The following is an 18,878-nucleotide window of genomic DNA, read 5'->3' on the forward strand; positions in this document are numbered from 1 at the left end:
TTATCCTATCTGAATCGGCGTTATCAATGAATCTTTACGGGAATCTTTCTTGTGGAAATGTGGCCGCACGACAGCACGGCGCTATGGAATATACCAAGCCGCCGGTTGATATAGACAAAGTCCGCAGATACCGCCTGGAACGCATTCAGGCGCAACTACGCAAGCACGATTATGCGGGAATTTTATTATTCGATCAGCTGAATTGCCGCTATGCCTGCGATGCCACCAATATGCAGGTTTGGTGTTCTCATTATGAAACCCGCTGTGTTTTTATCGCCACAGACGGCCCATTGATCTTATTTGATTATGGGTACTACCCGCATTTGGCAGAAGGGATTTCAACCATTGATGAATATCGGGTTAACGCCTCTTTTTATTTTTTCACCGCAGGAAACCGCACTCGGGAAAAAGCGGAAAATTTTGCCGATGATATTGCGGATTTAATAAACACCCACGGCGGCGGAAATAAACGCCTTGCCATCGACCGGCTGTCTTATACCGGTTGCGAGCCATTACTCAACAGAGGCCTTTCAATTCACGATGGTCTTGAGGTGCTTGAGCTTGCGCGAGTGATTAAATCGGCGGACGAGTTGGTGCTGATGCAGTGTGCAATCGACGTGTGCGAGATTGGCATTGGAAAAATGCGCGCCGCGCTTGAGCCCGGCATCACCGAAAACGCATTGTGGGCAAAACTGCATGAAGCCAATATTTCCATGGGCGGCGAGTGGATTGAAACCCGCTTGTTGTCCTCGGGGCCACGAACCTATCCGTGGTTTCGAGAAAGTTCAATGCGCGTCATCGAACAAGGTGATATGGTCAGTTTCGATACGGATTTGATCGGCCCATATGGCTATTGCGCGGATATGTCGCGCAGTTGGGTGTGTGGCGATAAACCTACCGACCAACAACGTCGAATCTATGCATTTGCATATGAGCAAATCCAGCACAACAAGTCCGTAATTAAGCTGGGCATGACTTTTCGTGAAGTTTCCGAGGCTGCCTGGGAAATCCCGTCAGCGTTTTCCAATACTAAATACGGCTCGCTCATTCATGGCATCGGGTTGGCCGACGAATACCCAAGCATCAAACATATCGGGTCGTATGATGAAAAAGGTTTCGATGGCGTAGTCGAGGAAAATATGACCCTGTGCGTGGAGTCCTATATCGGCTGTGAAAATGCCGGTGAAGGGGTCAAGCTCGAAGAGCAGGTGCTGGTAACACAGCAGGGTGTGCGGCAGTTGACCGGCTATCCGATGGAGATGGATTGGTTGTAACGGGCATATCTGGTTTTATATGCGGCGGCCCTTGATGATCCCAGGTCGGAATTATTTTGCGCCCGAATTAAAAACATGATCGAAATACGACAAACCAACCCGATTGATGTTGGCGTTCGAGAATTGATCGCTGAATTGGATGACTATCAACGGGCAATCTACCCGGAACAATCAAACCATTTGGATCCTGTTGAACAATTAGTTAAGCCCAACGTCTGTTTTGTCGGCGCCTACAATGAACATGACCATGAAAATAACTTACTTGGCATTGGCGCGATAAAGTATTTATGCCACGATTGTGACTATGGAGAGATTAAAAGGGTCTATGTCAGGGCGGCGGGTCGCGGCCAGGGTATATCAAAACTTATCATGGCGTACCTTGAAAATGATGCTCGTAAAAAAGGCGTCAAAATTGTGCGTCTTGAAACCGGCATCTATCAACCTGCAGCCATTGGCTTATATGAAAAATTCGGATACCAAAAACGCGACCGGTTTGGTCAATATCTTGATGACCCTGATGATTCAATGTCGGTTTTTATGGAAAAGATCCTGACCAAGGCGCAACCCGGCGAAAATCCAATCAGCGGGAATGCCAATGCCCCGCCAATTGACATACCGCTGTTGTGAATGCCTTACAATCAGGCAATTATCCAATCATGCAATGCGCTACTTATCATTAGAATTGATGCACGGCCAACTTTCCACCAACCTTGCGACCATATCGGGGCGATAAATGAAGCTCGCTGGCACGGAAATAAGAGACATCAACGAACATCTGCAAGCCGCTCAGCCGATGCCTGATAAGTATCGCTTTATGCTGTTTGAAAACAAGCGTGAGGTGGAACTGGTGTGGAATGGCAAGAGCAACGAGGTGCGCAATAAAGTGGTGGATATTTTTGGTAATGATACGATAAAGATTTTGGAAGTGGGGGATATAGACCTATGAAAACACAAACAATTCAACAAATTGGGGAATTATGAATAAGGCAATCACATCTGATCTCGTCCATCCCATCCTCGCCACCCACCCAAACACCCAGGCCATCTACCTCTACGGCACTTGGGGCACCGAGCATCAACGGCGGGATAGCGATGTGGATGTTGGCGTGCTGTTGCCGGTTGAGACGGCGCGAATGATTGACCTTTGGGATTGGGGGCTGCTTTCGGTTGAGGTAGCGCGGGCGGCGAAGGTGGAGCGTGCGGATCTGGTTAACTTGCGTGATACCTCGACAATGTTGTGTAAGGAGGTTATCGCCGCCGAGCGACGTATTTACTGCGCCGATGAGAATGCGACCGATGAGTTTGAAATGTTGACGCTGTCTTTCTATCAGAAGCTCAACGACGAACGACGGGGAATCGTTGAAAGCGGTTTGAGCAGCGGAAGATTTTACAATGTCTGACATTCTCATGCAGCAAAAAGCCAGCGTAGAGCGGTGCATCAAGCAGGCGCGGGACTATTACGCCATGCCATCGGAAAAGTCTTTCTCTGATGATTTGTATAAGCAGGATGTGGTTGTCATCAATTTACAGAGAGCTTGCGAGCAGTGTATTGATCTGGCAAATCATGTGATCCGCCTGAAAAAGCTGGGACTTCCATCCGACAGCGCCGAGAGTTTTACCTTGCTCCGAAAAGCGAACATCATCAGCGCCGAATTGGAAAGGAAACTGATTGGCATGTTGGGCTTCAGAAATATCGTCGTTCATCAGTATCGGGATATTGACTATAAAAAAGTGGAAACGGTGGTCAACAAACATGCCGACGACTTGATTGAATTCGCTGGCATACTTGTCGCTGCCGCGATAGCGAAGTAACGTTTCATAATGCACATTCTTCATGCCCATCCCCACTGATTTCTCTGCCTCCCCTCACGTCATTCCAGACCCCGCTACCCGCTGGCTGCCAGACGAACCCGATGCGTGCATGGAGAAATTGCCGTCGTGGATGCAGAAATTGCGCCAGCAAGTGAAGGAATGGCGTGATTGAAATTACCGAGGCGCGACAGACACCAATATCAGCTTGTTGCACTGGTGGTTTGAAACAGAGCATTTCTTGCCAAAGGCGGATGGCATAACGGAGCAATTTCAATTCAGGTTATCTAAACCAGTTAATAAAAATCCATGAAAATGTACAAACACGCAATCGTTCGGCGACCGGGTAAGAGTTCGGTGCGCGGGCTAACTTCGGTTGACCGGGGCAAGCCGGACTTTGAGCGATTAATTGAACAACATCGTCATTATACGAATGCCCTGGCGAGTCTTGGATTGGAGGTTATCGAACTTGAGGCGTTGGAAGAATTCCCTGATGCCTACTTTACCGAGGATGTCGCCATCGTTACGCCGGAAATATCGGTAATCACGCGCCCTGGTGCGGACTCCAGGCGTGGTGAGACGTTGCATATCACCGATGTTCTGGCAAAATTTCGGGAGCTAAAATATATTACTGAACCCGGCATCATCGACGGCGGCGATGTTTTAATTGTAGATCAATCTTATGTGAAGCGGCACTGTATCGTTGGTTTGTCCGCACGCACCAATCAACCCGGTGCCGAGCAACTTTGCGACATATTAAGCGAGTATGGTTACCAAGGCGATGTTGTGGACGTACCCGAAGCTTTGCACTTTAAATCCAGCGTGAATTTTATCGACTCACACACCTTGCTGGTAACCCAAACCTGTTTTTCGCTGGATTGCTTAGCGGCTTACAGAAAACTGGTTGTGCCAGAGGGTGAAGAGTATGCCGCCAATGTGGTGTGGATAAATGGCAAGGTGTTGATTCCTGACGGTTATCCCGGGACACAACGCCTGCTCGAAGAAAATGGTTTTCAAACGATTGCGATGCCGGTATCGGAAATTGCAAAAATGGATGGTGGCTTAACCTGTCTGTCGTTACGCTTGACATGAGCGGCGGCTAGGTGATTGGGGGCGTTGGCAACACTAAAAATGTTGGTCGTTTCATTGAAGACCTTGCCAGAGTTCAAGTTTGATATGATACGGCGTTACGTATTCTCCCGCAAGGGGGATACTTAAAATATAAATGGGTTGGGTAACTATGGCTGAGAGTTTCGATTACATTATCGTCGGCGCGGGTTCTGCAGGGTGTGTCCTGGCTAACCGGCTAACGGAAAATCCCGCCGTGACCGTGTTGTTGCTGGAATTTGGCGGCAAGGACAATAGCATTTTCCTGCAAATGCCAACCGCATTGTCGATTCCAATGAGTACGGAAAAGTTTGCCTGGCAGTTTCACACCGAACCCGAACCATACCTCAATAACAGATCGCTGCATTGCCCCCGGGGAAAGGTGCTGGGCGGCTCATCTTCAATAAACGGCATGGTCTATGTGCGTGGTCATGCAATGGATTACGAGCAATGGAAAGACAGCGGCGCCACAGGTTGGGACTATGCACATTGTTTGCCGTACTTTAAAAAAGCGGACGATTGGAAATTTGGTAGAGACGACTACCGGGATCAGGGCGGGCCTTTGGCGGTGAACAATGGAAATGAAATGAAAAACCCGCTTTACCGGGCATTTATTGATGCCGGTGTGCAAGCCGGCTATATGCCCACAGAAGATTACAACGGTCATCGTCAGGAAGGTTTCGGCGCCATGCAGATGACGGTCAAAAATGGAGTGCGTTGGTCAACCGCAAACGCCTATCTCAAGCCGGTCATGCAACGACAAAATCTAAAGGTTGTCACCCATGCGCTAAGCCGGCGCATCGTCATGGACAATACAGTGGACAGAAAAACGGCATGGGGCATTGAATACCAAATCGGCGAACAGATTCATTCGGTTGAAGCCAGAAAAGAAGTCATACTCAGTGCCGGCTCGGTGGGCTCGCCGCAACTACTGCAAATGTCAGGTATCGGGCCGGGCGCAGTATTAAAGGCGGCAGGCGTCGAGGTGATACACGATCTGCCCGGAGTCGGAGAAAACCTTCAGGATCATATTGAGTTTTATTTTCAATTTCGATGCAAACAAAACATTACCCTGAATGGCAAACTGGATCTATGGAATAAATTCCTGATTGGTGCGCGCTGGTATTTGTTTAAAAGCGGATTGGGCGCCACCAATCACTTCGAATCGTGCGCGTTTATACGCTCAAAACCTGGAATAAAAGCACCCGATATTCAATGCCACTTTTTACCCGCCGCTATGCGATACGATGGCAACGCCGCGTTTGATGGCCATGGCTTTCAGGTTCACGTCGGGCACAACAAACCCGAAAGCCGCGGCAGAATCAGAATTAAATCGGCGCATCCGTTAGACAAACCGTCAATCCTGTTCAATTATCTGGAAAAAGAAAGCGATCGAGAAGGATTCCGGCAGTGTGTAAGACTGACTCGGGAAATTATGCATCAGCCGGCCATGGATGAATACCGGGGAGCGGAAATACAACCTGGCGAAACGGTAGTCAGCAATGATGAAATCGATGCTTATATTCGACAGGGCGTAGAAAGCGCCTACCATCCGTCCTGTACCTGCAAGATGGGAACCGATGCGCTGGCGGTTGTTGACCCTGAAACCAGGGTGCATGGCATAGACCGATTAAGAGTGGTGGATTCGTCGATTTTCCCGGTCATCACCAACGGCAATCTGAATTCGCCAACAATTATGACCGCCGAACGCGCCGCCGATATTATCAAAGGAAAAGGCATGCTCAAGCCGTCCAGCGCCGCAATTGGCTTGGCCGATAACTGGCAGGATAGTCAACGTTAAAAACCTCATCTATAAACATGAGTGATTATTCAACATGCGATAGAACTGAATTGCTGAAAATTATCGCAAAACAGGAAAAAGAGCTTAGAGCCAAGAAATACGGACTTGTCTGGGATAGCGAAAGAGAACCGGAACAGGTTGTACTTGATTGTGAGAACAACCTGCCAATTCTAAAGCGAATCAAAGGCAAAGAGATTAGAACCGATGACAGCGAAGATAATATCCTGATTGAAGGGGATAATTATCATGCTTTAACGGTTTTGAACTATACTCATAAAGCGAAGATTGACGTTATCTATATTGATCCGCCTTATAACACAGGAGAGAAGGATTTTAAGTATAACGATAGTTATGTTGATAAAGAGGACTCCTTCAAGCACTCTAAGTGGCTAACTTTCATTGAAAAACGCCTAAATATAGCTAAAAATGTTTTATCAGCAAAAGGGGTGATTATTGTTCATATAGATGAACATGAACAAAATTCTTTAAATTTACTTCTCATAAAAATATTTGGAGAAAATAATAGTTTAGGAACCATTATCTGGAACAAAAAGAATCCAAAAGGTGATAGCAAGGGTGTATCAGTAATGCACGAAAGCATTTTATGTTTTGCCAAAAACAAAGAGAAGTTTTTAGCCTTAACTAATATTTTAGAACGCACTAAGCCAAATTCAGAAAAAATACTAAACAAGGCAAAATTATTATTCAAAAATCTTGATAAAACTATAATCCCTGATGAAATCGAAGAAGTTATTAAGCCATTCAATTATCCCAGAGAAACCTTAAATGATTTTAAAGTGAAATATACGCTTGATTTGATCAACAAAGAATTTCAAAACTGGCTAAAACGACAAGGCTTTTCTAATGGTGAAAAGGCATATAATTTTATTGATGGAAATGGAGATGTTTATCAATCAGTTTCAATGGCATGGCCAAATAAGAAACAGGCTCCAGATGATTATTTTATTCCTTTAATTCATCCAATTATAAATAAACCCTGTCCAATTCCTTCAAGAGGCTGGAGAAATCCACCTGCAACAATGCAGAAATTACTGAATAATAAATTAATTCTTTTTGGGAAAGATGAAACAACTCAGCCTCGAAGGAAGTATCTACTGAAAGAAAATTTATACGAGAATACTAACTCAATTTACGAGAATGCATCAAGTGATGATGTTATGTTTTTAGGTTTAGATATAAATTTCCCATATCCAAAACCTGTGAGCGTATCAAAAGATTTGCTTTCTGCAATACATCCAAAAGCAAATGTCATTTGTGATTTTATGGCGGGGTCAGGGACAACAGGCCATGCCGTATTAGAATTAAACAAGCAAGATGGGGGCAACAGAAAATTTATCCTTTGTACAGATAATGAAAACAATATCTGCACAGAAGTCACTTATCCAAGAATTCAAAAGGTTATCAAAGGATATAAGAAGAATGGAAAGGATGATGTTATAAACGGATTAAACGGTAACCTCCAATACTTCAAAACCGCCCTTATCAAAAAAACAAAGAACCGTGACCAAGTAAAAATAAATCTCACTAGAAAATGCACGGAAATGCTTTGTGTTAAAGAGAATATCTTTAATTTGGAAATCGAAGAAAAGGATTACAAGATATTTTTATCCAACAAACAGGATAAGTCCCTCTCTATCTACTACAATTTAATAGACGATACTTTTGATAGTTTTCTTGCTGAAATCAAAAAGCTCAAGGGCAAGAAAATTATCTATATGTTTTCTATGGAAAACGAAGTTCAAAAAAACCTCTTTGCGGGAATTAAAAATATCAAACTGGAAGCGATTCCACAAAATATTCTGGATGTATATAAACAGCTTGTTAAGATGAATATATCCATTAAAACCAATGTCATTTTTACCGATTTACATAAAGCGAAAACAAGTATTTTTACCGACCAGGATAAGGATGCGGGGGCGCGGACTTTGAGGATTGTTTTGGAAAAAGTGATTCAAAAAATATCGCAAGGCAATAGAATCAATATTTTAAATGCAAATAGTAAAGAACAGAAAATATCAACACTAAACGACAATCTTTTTAATCAAAATATCATCACAAACATTGAATATAATGCAAACCGTTTATTTTTAACCATTGGCAATAACGCCGCTCATGGTGATTATGACGATTACGAGTTAAAACAGGTTGAACAGTTTTACCAGCATATTCAATCGTTGCTGAATAGCTACAACATATAGGGCGATAATATGACCACAAAAACCCTGAAGAGATACCAGGAAAAAGCGGTAGATGAATTATTATTAAAAACAAGACTGCTTTTGGATAAGAGCCTGGATAAAAAAACGATTGTGTTTCAGTCGCCCACAGGCAGCGGAAAGACCTTGATGATGACTGAGTATATTGAGCAACTTATAAAAGAATTCGAAGATACGGACTTATGTTTTTTATGGATAAGTATCGGCAAAGGTAATCTGCATGTTCAAAGTTATAACTCTTTGAACCAGGAATTTCAGGGATTTCCCGACGTTTATTTATTGGAACAAGAATTTTTCGGTTCTCGTGAAACAATTACCAGAAATGAAATTGTTGTTGTCAACTGGGAAAAGCTGAGGGCCAAAGACAATAAAACAGGCGAATGGAAGAATATCTTAATGAAAGATAAAGAAACCACTAATTTTAGAGAGCTGATTAGAAACACTAAGGAAGATAAAACAACAATTATCATGATAATTGATGAGAGTCATTCCAATTCCACCAGCGAAAGAGCATTGGAGTTAAGGGACAAGGTTGTTAATGCTGACCTGACTATTGAAATGAGCGCCACGCCTGTTTTACGCGAGGGCGAATATAACGAAAAGGTGGTTGTTGAACCCAATGATGTTATTGAAGAAGGCATGATAAAAAAGGAAATTATCATTAATGAAAATATTGGCAAAATAGATGACGATGAAACTACATCCCAGGAACTCATCATGCAGGCCGCTTTTGAAAAGCGGGAGGAATTAAGGCAACTTTATCAAAAAATGGATATTGATATAAATCCTTTAGTAATGGTTCAACTCCCTTCAGGCGAGGCAGGTGAAGATAAAAAAGAGTTTGTGGAGGGGTTTTTAGCAGAAAAGGATATTAATTATGAAAACAAAAGGCTTGCAGTATGGTTAAGCGAAGAAAAAGTAAATAATGAAAATATGTTTGTGACGCCAAATGACAGCGAAGTTGATTTCCTGATTTTTAAACAGGCAATTGATACCGGCTGGGATTGTCCGAGGGCTTCTATTCTTGTTCGTTTTAGAGAGATAAGAAGTATTGTATTTGAAATTCAAACAATTGGCAGAATACTCAGAATGCCGGAAGCGGCGCATTATGAAGAGGATAATCTAAACAAAGGTTTTGTATATACCAATGTCAAAAGTCTTGAAGTTAAAAAGGAAACCTATAATCCGAACATTATTAAACCAATTATCGTAAAAAGAAAGGATGTTTATGAGCCGCTTAAATTAAAATCATACTATCGAAACAGAGTGGATTTTGGCGATATTACTTTAAGTTTTTATAAGGTTTTGGACAAAACATTCTGTAAATATTTTGGTTTGAAAATAGATGAAGATGAAATTCTTGAACGAAATAGAAAGAAAGTTGGACAAAAAATAAACCTTGAAAACTTAGATAACAGGGATGAAATCATATTAGATGTACATCTTGATGCAAAGTTGTTTGATGCGTTACCAGAACATGAAATTTCAGGCAGAGAGGCGGATTTATTTTCTGAGAAAACATTAATAGCCGCAAATTTATCACAAGATGATCTGTTTCATGCCTTTGAATCGCTCATTAGAGTTAATTTAAACGGTTTTTCTTTTAAGCGATCCGTGCCCACTGTAAAGCAGGCTTTATACAGATGGTTTAGAAAGTATCTTGATATAAATCTTGTTGGCAATGGAATAATTTACATTCAAAATATTACACTTAACAATGCTGATATTTTTTCACAACTATTTGATAGGGCAACCAGAGAATATAAGCCAGTAAAAGATGAGGAAATAAATAAAAAAATTGAAGAAATTGAAGAATGGAATAACGCATGGGATATTGCCAAAAGCAGAAATTTAAATCCACATAGTTACAAGAAATTTGACTATGCACTATCTTTATATACTCCATGTTATTTGAATATAGACAGTGGTGTTGAAACAGATTTTATTAAATATTTAGAAAATAAGAAAGCTGCTGTTAAATGGTGGTGGCAAAATGGCAATGAACACATGTCCTTAAACTTTGGTATAAAATACAATAGAAAATCAACATTTCAGCCTGACTTTATTGTTTTATTTGAAAATGGAAAACTTGGAATTTTTGATACTAAAGCAAGTGGTAATAGGGAAGACGACAACAAATTAAAAGGCGAGGCTCTACAAAAATACATAACAGAGGAAAAGAAAAATATTTTTGGCGGTTTGATTGTTAAGGAAGGTCAACATTTTAGAATTAACGAAAAAAAAATCTATTCAAGTTTTCAAGAAAAACCCAATGATTGGGTTTATTTAGAAGAGTTGATTAACTAATATATAAGGGGGCTGGCTAGATAACCAGTTATCTAGCCAGCCCCTTATTCAATTGACCGCACGCCATGACCAAAACCTGCCTTCTCCCCGAATTTTCAGATCAACAAGCCGCAGATGCAGCGAAAACCCGATATAACATTGAAGGCCCAATCAAACGCCTCAACGGTGAACGCGACCTAAACTTTTTGATTCAATCAGGAGACGAGCAAGTCGTTTTCAAAATTGCCAATAGCCAGGAAAATGCGGCCATGCTGGAATGTCAGCATGACGTGTTTACCGCAATGGCTAAAGTGGATCGGGGCGATAGCGAAATATCCGCGCCGAAAACCATTCAATCGGTCAATGGCAAGCCGGTCGAGTCAGTCATATCCGCAAGCGGAGAACAACACTTTTGCCGCGCTGTCAGCTTTATTGCAGGCCGATTGATGTCTGCGGTCAACCCGCAAACCGCCGAGTTGCTTGAAAGCTTGGGCGAAACCGTCGGCCAGGTTGACAGGGTTCTCGCAGATTTTAAACATCATGCCATCGAAAGACCATTGTTGTGGAATATGAACCATGCTATCGAAATTCTGGAAAGATATAAACCGTTACTTGGCGATGACAACAAAACAGAGCTAATAAATCTTTTCCAGAATCGTTTTACCAGCCGGGTAATGCCGGTATCAGATAGATTACGCTTCGGCGCGATTCATAACGATGCAAACGACAATAATGTTGTTGTTCAAGGCAGTGGCCCGTGGAACCAACGGGTAAAGGGAATCATTGATTACGGCGATATGGTGTATTCATGGATCGCTGTGGATCCAGCCGTTGCAGCAGCCTATGCCATGCTGGATAAATCTCATCCATTGGACGCAGCGGCATCCGTTATCAAAGGCTATCACCGAAAATTTCCGTTAACCGAGGTTGAAATAAGCGTTTTGTTCGATTTGATGTGCATGCGCTTGTGCATGAGTGTTTGTGTTTGTGCCGAGCAACAATCTCTGCACCCGGACAATCAATACTTAACAATCAGCGAGCAATCCGCATGGACCGCATTGGCGAAGTTGCAATTTATATCTTCTGATTTTGCACATTATTTGTTTCGAGATAGTTGCGGTTATGCGCCGATACCGACAACGGCACGGGTAGTGTCATGGCTGCAGTCACATTCTGAACAATTCAAATCTATCGTAGAGGGTGATCTCAGATCTGACCCACTGCTGATTCTGGATATCAGTGTCGGCAGCGCGCAAATGCCGAATCCGGGAAAAACAATTGATCCAATACGAGAAGCGAAAAATATATTTCGAGCGATTGAAGACGCGCAATGCATCGCTGCAATCGGTAAATACGATGAGTACCGATTGATATACAGTTCCGAAGATTCTACCGACGCTACCGGCCATCGCCGAACCCTCCACCTCGGCATTGATATTTTTATGCCTGCGGAATCAGCCATATACGCGCCACTGGCCGGAAAAGTTTACGGGGTCGAAAATAATGATGCTTCCTTGAACTATGGCGGGACTTTGATATTGGAGCATCTAGCTGATGATAAGGATGGCGCGCTAAAGTTCTACACATTATATGGCCATTTGAAACCAGACTCGTTGACGCACCACACTATAGGGGATGCCGTTGAATCGGCTCAAAAGATCGCCGAATTGGGCGACATTCACGAAAACGGCAATTGGCCGCCGCATGTGCATTTTCAAATTGTCACGGATATGCTGGGGCAAACCGATACCTTCGCTGGCGTTGGCGCCCATGCCCATCGAAATATTTGGCTGAATTTATGTCCTGATGCAAATATTATTCTGGGCCTTCCGTGCCTCTCGGATTCCCGGTTAAATCCACAAGCGAACGACCCGGACAGGCTCGCTGAACGCATTTTATCGAGCAGGGCGCAATCACTTAGCCCGTCACTTAGCCTTTCCTATCGGCAACCCATTCATCTAGCCCGGGGCAGTATGCAGTATCTGTATGACTATACCGGACGAAGATACCTTGATGCCGTTAACAATGTATCCCATGTCGGCCATTGCCACCCGAAAGTCGTAGAAGCAGCGCAGCGGCAGAGCGGCGTGTTGAACACCAACACCCGATATTTGTATTCGCAGATAGAAAAATATTCTGAGCGTCTGCTGGATAAGTTCCCGGATCCATTGCGTGTTTGTTTTTTGGTTAACAGCGGCAGCGAAGCCAATGACCTGGCCCTGCGGTTGGCAAGAAACCATACCCGCCGAAAAGATATCATCATTCTCGATCACGCTTATCATGGCAATCTAGCCAGCCTGATCGATATCAGTCCCTACAAACACAATGCTCCCGGAGGAGCAGGCCGCCCCAGTCACATTCATGTTGCCATGATGCCGGACCGCTATCGTGGCCCATATTCCAGTGAAGCCAATGCTGTGCTGGAATACGTGGATTCGGTAAAAGACGCGCTGCACGCAGCGGAAGATCAGTCCGGAGCGGCCGCATTCATCGCTGAATCAATGCTGGGTTGCGGTGGCCAGATAGTGCTGCCCGATGGTTATCTTGCGGCCGTGTACGAACAGGTTCGGGATTTTGGCGGGCTTTGTATTGCGGATGAAGTGCAAGTGGGTTTTGGTCGGATAGGTAGCCATTTTTGGGCTTTTGAATCCCACAATGTGGTTCCGGATATTGTAACTTTGGGTAAACCGATGGGTAACGGTCACCCACTGGCCGCGGTAATTACTACGCGAGAAATCGCTGATGGGTTTAACAATGGCATGGAATACTTTTCAACATTCGGTGGAAATCCGGTTTCTTGCGCCATTGGCAATGCGGTGCTTGATGTTATTGATCAGGAAAAATTGCAACAAAATGCGTGGAATGTGGGAACTCAATTGCTTGTTCAACTCAATGCGCTAAAAGAGAATTATCCCCTGATTGGTGATGTGCGAGGGTTGGGTTTGTTTATCGGCATCGAATTAGTCACTGACCCCGAATCTTTGCACCCAGCCGCTGAGCAAGCCGACTATATTGCTGAAAGGATGAAGCAGGAGGGGGTGTTGATAAGCGCAGATGGCACGTTACACAATGTACTAAAAATCAAACCGCCGTTATGTTTCACCGAAGAAAATGTTAATCAATTCACCGCCACATTGGAGCAAGTATTGAAAGAGGATTTTGCAACGACTGCAACGACTGTAATAGGCGCACCGTACTCATTGTAAAACCGCGTAGCCATTGTCTTCGGCTTTCGTTTCGAGTGCCTTTATCGAGGCATAGTCAAGCCTATCGACCGGTGTAAATTGTTTAAGATTCAGGAAGGCTTTATTTTTTGGCGACATTGCCTTGAGGGATGTATTCAACGCATTAACAATAAGTTGCTGATTCACTTCCAACGCCTTATGGATGATGAACGGCAATCCGGTGGTATGCTGCGACTGCCCGATAATTTTTAGATTATCCGCATTAATCAGAGCCTGGGTTGTCGAAAAATGATAGGACACGGCATCAATAGCTGTGATGTCGGCGGTCCCTTGGGCAATCAACTTCAGGCTTTCTAAATGAGAATGACTCACCAATACATTTTTGAAAAATGGTTTGGAATTTGCATGCTTACTAATTTCATAACGAAAAACATTCATTCCGCTATTTGAATCAGTGTTATTTATAACCGCGATGGTATTGGAAAATTCATCGAGACTGACTTTCCCGGAGTCAGCGCGGGTGATAAACCAGCTTGAGCATTTAATATTTTCGCAACCATCAATGGTGAATTCAGGAACGCAAATAACATCGTGCGTGTGCTGCCATTTAGCCACATAGGGATAACCGCAGGTTTGACCAATAAACAAACCCGGGTCGCTTAATATTTTTGTTGCATCATCAAAACGAAGATCAAACGCCTGACTATAAGGGGCCGGCAGATGTTGGTGAAGGCTTCCAAGAATTTGCCTCCAGGCGCCTCGCAGTCTATGGGTAAAGGCATACATGCCGCAACTAATGATAGTTTTGTCCGCTGGGTTAGGCATGGTTGGTTTAGCTTCTCGTGAATAATTGAGTGGCACAATCAATCGCTGGAAGTGCGTGATGGGATAATGTTAGTCTAATCAACGTCGATAAAGCGATGATATTGATATTGTATATTACTTTTTTCAAGTCGCATTCTTCAAATTGCGAGGGTTGATTTATAGCGGAATTAAGGTTAGCCACAAATTTATATCTTTATAAATTGATATTCATTATATTCGAAGGACACACCAATATTTTGTGGTAATCCATGAGCAGTTGTAATCCATGAGCAGACGTTCCCGTCGAGCAAGGCCCCGAGTAAGAGAAGCGCCAGCCTTCAAACTCGAACAATTACCGGTGCGGCAATTACAAAATCCCTATGCGCCTATCCAGGTTTTGAGCGAGGAATCTCTGGAACTTATCCATGACGGCTCGATGAAAATTCTTGAGCGGATTGGGTTGCAAGTGGTCAATGATCGGGCGCGTGCGTTAATGCTGGAGCATGGCGCGACTATCGATGATAAAACCGGTTACGTCAAGATGGATCGGGATATGGTGTTGGAAAAGATTGCCACAATTCCAGTCCGGTTTACACTTCATGCCCGCAACCCAAAGTTCAATTCTATTTATGGCGGCAATCATATCAATTTCACTTTGGTTGCCAGTGCGCCAAATTGTTCTGATCTGGATAGTGGCCGCCGCACCGGAAATTACGCGGACTACTGCAAATTCTTGAAGCTAGGTCAAACATTTAATGTTATTAGCGCACATTCCGGTTACCCGGTTGAGCCGGTCGATTTACCGGCCCACAATCGCCATCTCGATGCCTATCGTGCTTTCATTACGCTCACTGAGAAACCTTGGCACGCCTATAGTTTGGGCAACGGAAAAATTGAAGATGCCATTGAAATGATTTGTATGGCGCGCGCTATCGACAAGGAAACGCTTAAAAGTCAACCCAGTATTATGACCGTGGTCAATACCAATTCACCGTTGAAAGTAGACGGTGTTATGCTGGATGGACTGATGACCTTGGCGGAATTTGGACAACCGGTCGTGGTCACGCCATTTACCCTGGCCGGGGCGATGAGCCCGGTGACGCTAGCAGGCGCATTGGCACAGCAAAATGCGGAGGCTTTGGGGGTGTTGGCGGTGACACAAATGGTAAAGCCTGGGGCGCCAGCCATGTATGGCGGCTTTACCTCCAATGTGGATATGAAGTCCGGCGCGCCGGCATTTGGTACGCCGGAATATGCCAAAGCGGTGCTGGCAGGCGGCCAATTAGCCCGTCGATATAAAATTCCTTATCGCACCTCCAATGTTAATGCGTCCAACTGTGTGGATGCTCAGGCAACCTGGGAATCCGGTATGTCGCTTTGGTCTGCGGTGATGTCGCATGGCAATATGATCAAACACAGCGGCGGTTGGCTGGAGGGTGGGTTGTGCGCTTCGTTTGAAAAATTGATCGTCGATATGGAAATGGTGCAAATGATGGTTGAGACACTCAAGCCAATTGAAGTGAACGAATCGGAATTAGCCTTCGATGCGATTGAAGAGGTCGGTGCGGGCGGGCATTTTTTCGGTGCCAGCCATACTATCGAGCGCTACAAAGACGCATTTTACGCCCCCATTGCAACGGATTGGCGTAACTTTGAAACGTGGCAGGAACATGGGTCAGTGCACACCACCGAGCGCGCCAATAAATTATTCAAGCAAATTCTCAATGATTTCGAGGAACCCGAATTGGATATCGCTATTCGAGAACAATTAGATGAATATGTCATGAAGCGCAAGGGTGAAATCAAGCCTGCCTGGTAGGCCTATTGGTAACTTTTATAAAAGCAAGTTTCCAAAAGCAAGCAGCCAAAAAGAATTAGAATCAACCAGAATCACTTAAAAACACAAGGCTGACAAATTTTATGAAAACACATACTCAGGTAGCGATTATTGGTGGCGGCGTAGTCGGGTGCAGCGTGCTCTATCACCTGACAAAACTTGGGTGGAGCGATGTCACATTAATCGAGCGCTCAGAATTAACCTCTGGTTCGACCTGGCATGCCGCCGGCGGCTTCCATACCCTGAATGCGGATACCAATATGGCTGCCTTGCAGGGTTATACCATCGGTTTGTACAAAGAGCTGGAGGAGATTTCCGGGCAAAGCTGCGGGTTGCATCATGTCGGTGGCATCACTCTGGCAGGATCACCGGACCGGATGGATTATCTGCGGGCAGAGCGGGCAAAACATCGCTATATGGGACTGGATACCCATCTGGTTACTCCTGAAGAAATACGCGAGTTATCGCCCATTACCAATACCGATGGTGTGCTGGGCGCGCTTTACGACCCGTTGGACGGGCATCTTGATCCATCCGGGACGACCCATGCCTATGCCCGCGCAGCGAAAAAACAGGGCGCTGAAATCATGCTGCGCAATCGCGTTTTAGAGACTAAACCGAATAGTAATGGCAACTGGGAGATCATTACCGAACAGGGGAATTTGATCGCCGAGCACGTGGTCAATGCGGGTGGATTATGGGCCCGTGAGGTCGGGGAAATGGCAGGGGTATATTTGCCATTGCATCCTATGGAGCATCAATACTTAGCCACGGAAAAAATAGATGAAGTGGTTAACCATCCCACGGAGTTGCCCCATGTCATGGACCCGGAAGGCGAGAGCTACCTGCGTCAGGAAGGGCAGGGGCTGGTCATCGGATTTTATGAACAACAATGCATCCCCTGGGCCGTGGATGGCACTCCCTGGGATTTTGGTCACGAGTTGCTTGAGGACAATCTTGATCGAATTGGCGATGCCATGGCTAACGCCTTTGAGCGATATCCGGTATTGGCTAAAGCCGGAATAAAACAGATCATCAACGGCCCGTTTACCTTTGCGCCGGATGGCAATCCGTTGGTCGGGCCGGTCCCCGGTTTAAGAAATTATTGGTCGGCTTGTGGCGTGATGGCGGGTTTTAGTCAGGGTGGCGGGGTTGGGTTGATTCTGGCGGAGTGGATGATTGAAGGAGAGCCGTCTCGGGACGTGTTTGCTATGGATGTTTCCCGATTTGGCGATTACTGCACTAAATCCTATACCCGACTAAAGGTTACCGAGAATTACCAACGTCGATTTTCCGTGTCTTACCCCAACGAAGAATTGCCTGCTGCACGACCATTCAAAACCACGCCAGCTTATGCAATCTGGCAGCAGCGGAATGCGGTATTCGGTTCAGGATATGGTATGGAGCAAGTGAACTATTTTGCGCCGCCGGGCGAGCAGCCTTATGAAAATCCGACCTTCCGACGCTCTAATGCGTTCGCCGCCGTCGCACAAGAATGTAATGCGGTGCGTAATGGCGTGGGCATAAATGAAATCCATAATTTCAGTAAATTCGAGGTTAAGGGGCAAGGCGCACAAGCCTGGATTGATGCCATCATGGCTGGAAGAATTCCAAAACCGGGCAGATTAACCTTGGCGCCAATGTTAAGCCACCGCGGCAGGCTGATTGGGGATTTCACGATATCAAATCTGGGCGAAGATGAAATGGGTATGGAAGTATTCCAAATGAATGCCTCGTATGCGGCTCAGTCTTTTCACATGCGCTGGTTTGAACAACATCTGCCTGAGTCCGGGGTTGATATCCGAAACATCTCTCAACAGCGCATTGGTTTCCAGATTGCCGGACCTAAATCAAGAGAGTTATTATCCAGAGTGGCGCGTGGAGATGTTTCAACCGATGCGCTGCCGTTCCTTGGCGTACAACACATGCAGGTCGGTCCGTGCCAGGCTATTGTTCAGCGCGTATCCTATACCGGGGATTTGGGCTATGAAATTTACGTTCCGGCCAGTCAACAAGTCGGTCTTTATCATATACTTAGCGAAGCGGGCAGGGATTTAGGTCTGCGACCTTTTGGTATGCGCGCGATGATGAGTCTTCGTCTGGAAAAATCTTTCGGTTCATGGTTGCGGGAATACAAGCCCGATTACACGCCTCTGGAAACCGGCATGGACCGTTTCGTGGCGTATAACAAGCAGAGTGATTTTATTGGAAAAGAAGCAGCGCTGGCGGAAAAAAATCGAGGGGCATCGAGAAAGTTATGCACTTTTATTGTGGATGCGGACGACGCTGATGTGGTCGCAGATGAACCAATCTGGCATGACGGCAAAGTGGTCGGTTTCGTCACCTCTGGCGGCTACGCCCACTATTCGCAAAACAGCGTGGCAATCGGTTTCCTGCCGGTTGAATTGATTGAGCAAGGTCGTGACGTTGAAATAGAAATACTCGGCGACAGACGCCACGCTACTTTGTTTACCGGGACCCTGTTCGATCCAGATGGCAAGCGCATGAGAGGGTAAAGGAAGCCATGCGACCCAGCAA

At 45.0% G+C, this 18,878-nt stretch carries 14 protein-coding genes; 12 read left to right on the plus strand and 2 right to left on the minus strand.

The window, feature by feature from the left end; genetic code table 11:
- Nucleotides 1-26: 26 nt before the first annotated feature.
- From ACPXXB_RS04335 to hepT, 5 genes are all read left to right on the plus strand, one after another.
- Nucleotides 27-1,274 carry a M24 family metallopeptidase gene (locus ACPXXB_RS04335; RefSeq protein WP_423909773.1) on the plus strand — a complete coding sequence of 416 codons (1,248 nt, stop codon included), beginning with the start codon at nucleotides 27-29 and terminating at the stop codon, nucleotides 1,272-1,274.
- A 75-nt stretch (nucleotides 1,275-1,349) separates the two neighbouring features.
- Entirely contained in the window at nucleotides 1,350-1,901 is a 552-nt protein-coding gene (locus ACPXXB_RS04340) for a GNAT family N-acetyltransferase (protein ID WP_423909775.1), read from the plus strand.
- 106 nt (nucleotides 1,902-2,007) lie between these two features.
- The gene (locus ACPXXB_RS04345) at nucleotides 2,008-2,220 is read left to right on the plus strand and encodes a hypothetical protein (protein WP_423909778.1); all 213 of its coding nucleotides are present in this window, start codon (nucleotides 2,008-2,010) and stop codon (nucleotides 2,218-2,220) included.
- Nucleotides 2,221-2,251: 31 nt separating this feature from the next.
- Nucleotides 2,252-2,674, plus strand: coding sequence for a type VII toxin-antitoxin system MntA family adenylyltransferase antitoxin (gene mntA / locus ACPXXB_RS04350; RefSeq protein WP_423909781.1), 423 nt, complete (start codon nucleotides 2,252-2,254; stop codon nucleotides 2,672-2,674).
- Nucleotides 2,667-3,086, plus strand: a complete 420-nt coding sequence (gene hepT, locus ACPXXB_RS04355; RefSeq protein ID WP_423909784.1) for a type VII toxin-antitoxin system HepT family RNase toxin — start codon at nucleotides 2,667-2,669, stop codon at nucleotides 3,084-3,086. The genes mntA and hepT overlap by 8 nt, the downstream gene beginning before the upstream one ends.
- 4 nt (nucleotides 3,087-3,090) lie before the next feature.
- Here hepT and ACPXXB_RS04360 read toward each other — a convergent pair whose 3' ends face one another.
- Nucleotides 3,091-3,300, minus strand: a complete 210-nt coding sequence (locus ACPXXB_RS04360) for a hypothetical protein (RefSeq protein WP_423909787.1) — start codon at nucleotides 3,298-3,300, stop codon at nucleotides 3,091-3,093.
- A gap of 98 nt (nucleotides 3,301-3,398) precedes the next feature.
- On the opposite strand from ACPXXB_RS04360, the gene ACPXXB_RS04365 reads away from it, so the two are divergent.
- From ACPXXB_RS04365 to ACPXXB_RS04385, 5 genes are all read left to right on the plus strand, one after another.
- On the plus strand, nucleotides 3,399-4,175 hold the full coding sequence (locus tag ACPXXB_RS04365; protein ID WP_423909789.1) for a dimethylarginine dimethylaminohydrolase family protein: 777 nt from the start codon (nucleotides 3,399-3,401) through the stop codon (nucleotides 4,173-4,175).
- 148 nt (nucleotides 4,176-4,323) lie between these two features.
- Nucleotides 4,324-5,991, plus strand: a complete 1,668-nt coding sequence (gene betA / locus ACPXXB_RS04370) for a choline dehydrogenase (RefSeq protein WP_423909792.1) — start codon at nucleotides 4,324-4,326, stop codon at nucleotides 5,989-5,991.
- A 17-nt stretch (nucleotides 5,992-6,008) separates the two neighbouring features.
- Nucleotides 6,009-8,210, plus strand: a complete 2,202-nt coding sequence (locus ACPXXB_RS04375) for a site-specific DNA-methyltransferase (RefSeq protein ID WP_423909795.1) — start codon at nucleotides 6,009-6,011, stop codon at nucleotides 8,208-8,210.
- Nucleotides 8,211-8,219: 9 nt separating this feature from the next.
- On the plus strand, nucleotides 8,220-10,535 hold the full coding sequence (locus ACPXXB_RS04380; protein WP_423909798.1) for a DEAD/DEAH box helicase: 2,316 nt from the start codon (nucleotides 8,220-8,222) through the stop codon (nucleotides 10,533-10,535).
- 65 nt (nucleotides 10,536-10,600) lie between these two features.
- Nucleotides 10,601-13,720: an aminotransferase class III-fold pyridoxal phosphate-dependent enzyme gene (locus ACPXXB_RS04385; protein WP_423909801.1), complete on the plus strand. Its 3,120-nt coding sequence runs from the start codon at nucleotides 10,601-10,603 to the stop codon at nucleotides 13,718-13,720.
- On the opposite strand, the gene ACPXXB_RS04390 is transcribed toward ACPXXB_RS04385, so the two are convergent.
- The gene (locus ACPXXB_RS04390; RefSeq protein ID WP_423909804.1) at nucleotides 13,712-14,524 is read right to left on the minus strand and encodes a phosphate/phosphite/phosphonate ABC transporter substrate-binding protein; all 813 of its coding nucleotides are present in this window, start codon (nucleotides 14,522-14,524) and stop codon (nucleotides 13,712-13,714) included. The genes ACPXXB_RS04385 and ACPXXB_RS04390 overlap by 9 nt on opposite strands.
- 265 nt (nucleotides 14,525-14,789) lie before the next feature.
- Here ACPXXB_RS04390 and ACPXXB_RS04395 point away from each other — a divergent pair, with 265 nt between their 5' ends.
- Nucleotides 14,790-16,322, plus strand: a complete 1,533-nt coding sequence (locus ACPXXB_RS04395) for a trimethylamine methyltransferase family protein (protein WP_423909807.1) — start codon at nucleotides 14,790-14,792, stop codon at nucleotides 16,320-16,322.
- A gap of 101 nt (nucleotides 16,323-16,423) precedes the next feature.
- The gene (locus ACPXXB_RS04400) at nucleotides 16,424-18,856 is read left to right on the plus strand and encodes a GcvT family protein (protein WP_423909809.1); all 2,433 of its coding nucleotides are present in this window, start codon (nucleotides 16,424-16,426) and stop codon (nucleotides 18,854-18,856) included.
- Nucleotides 18,857-18,878: the final 22 nt, after the last annotated feature.

It is taken from the genome of Candidatus Spongiihabitans sp., assembly GCF_965237845.1.
GTDB lineage: Bacteria > Pseudomonadota > Gammaproteobacteria > Arenicellales > Poriferihabitantaceae > Spongiihabitans.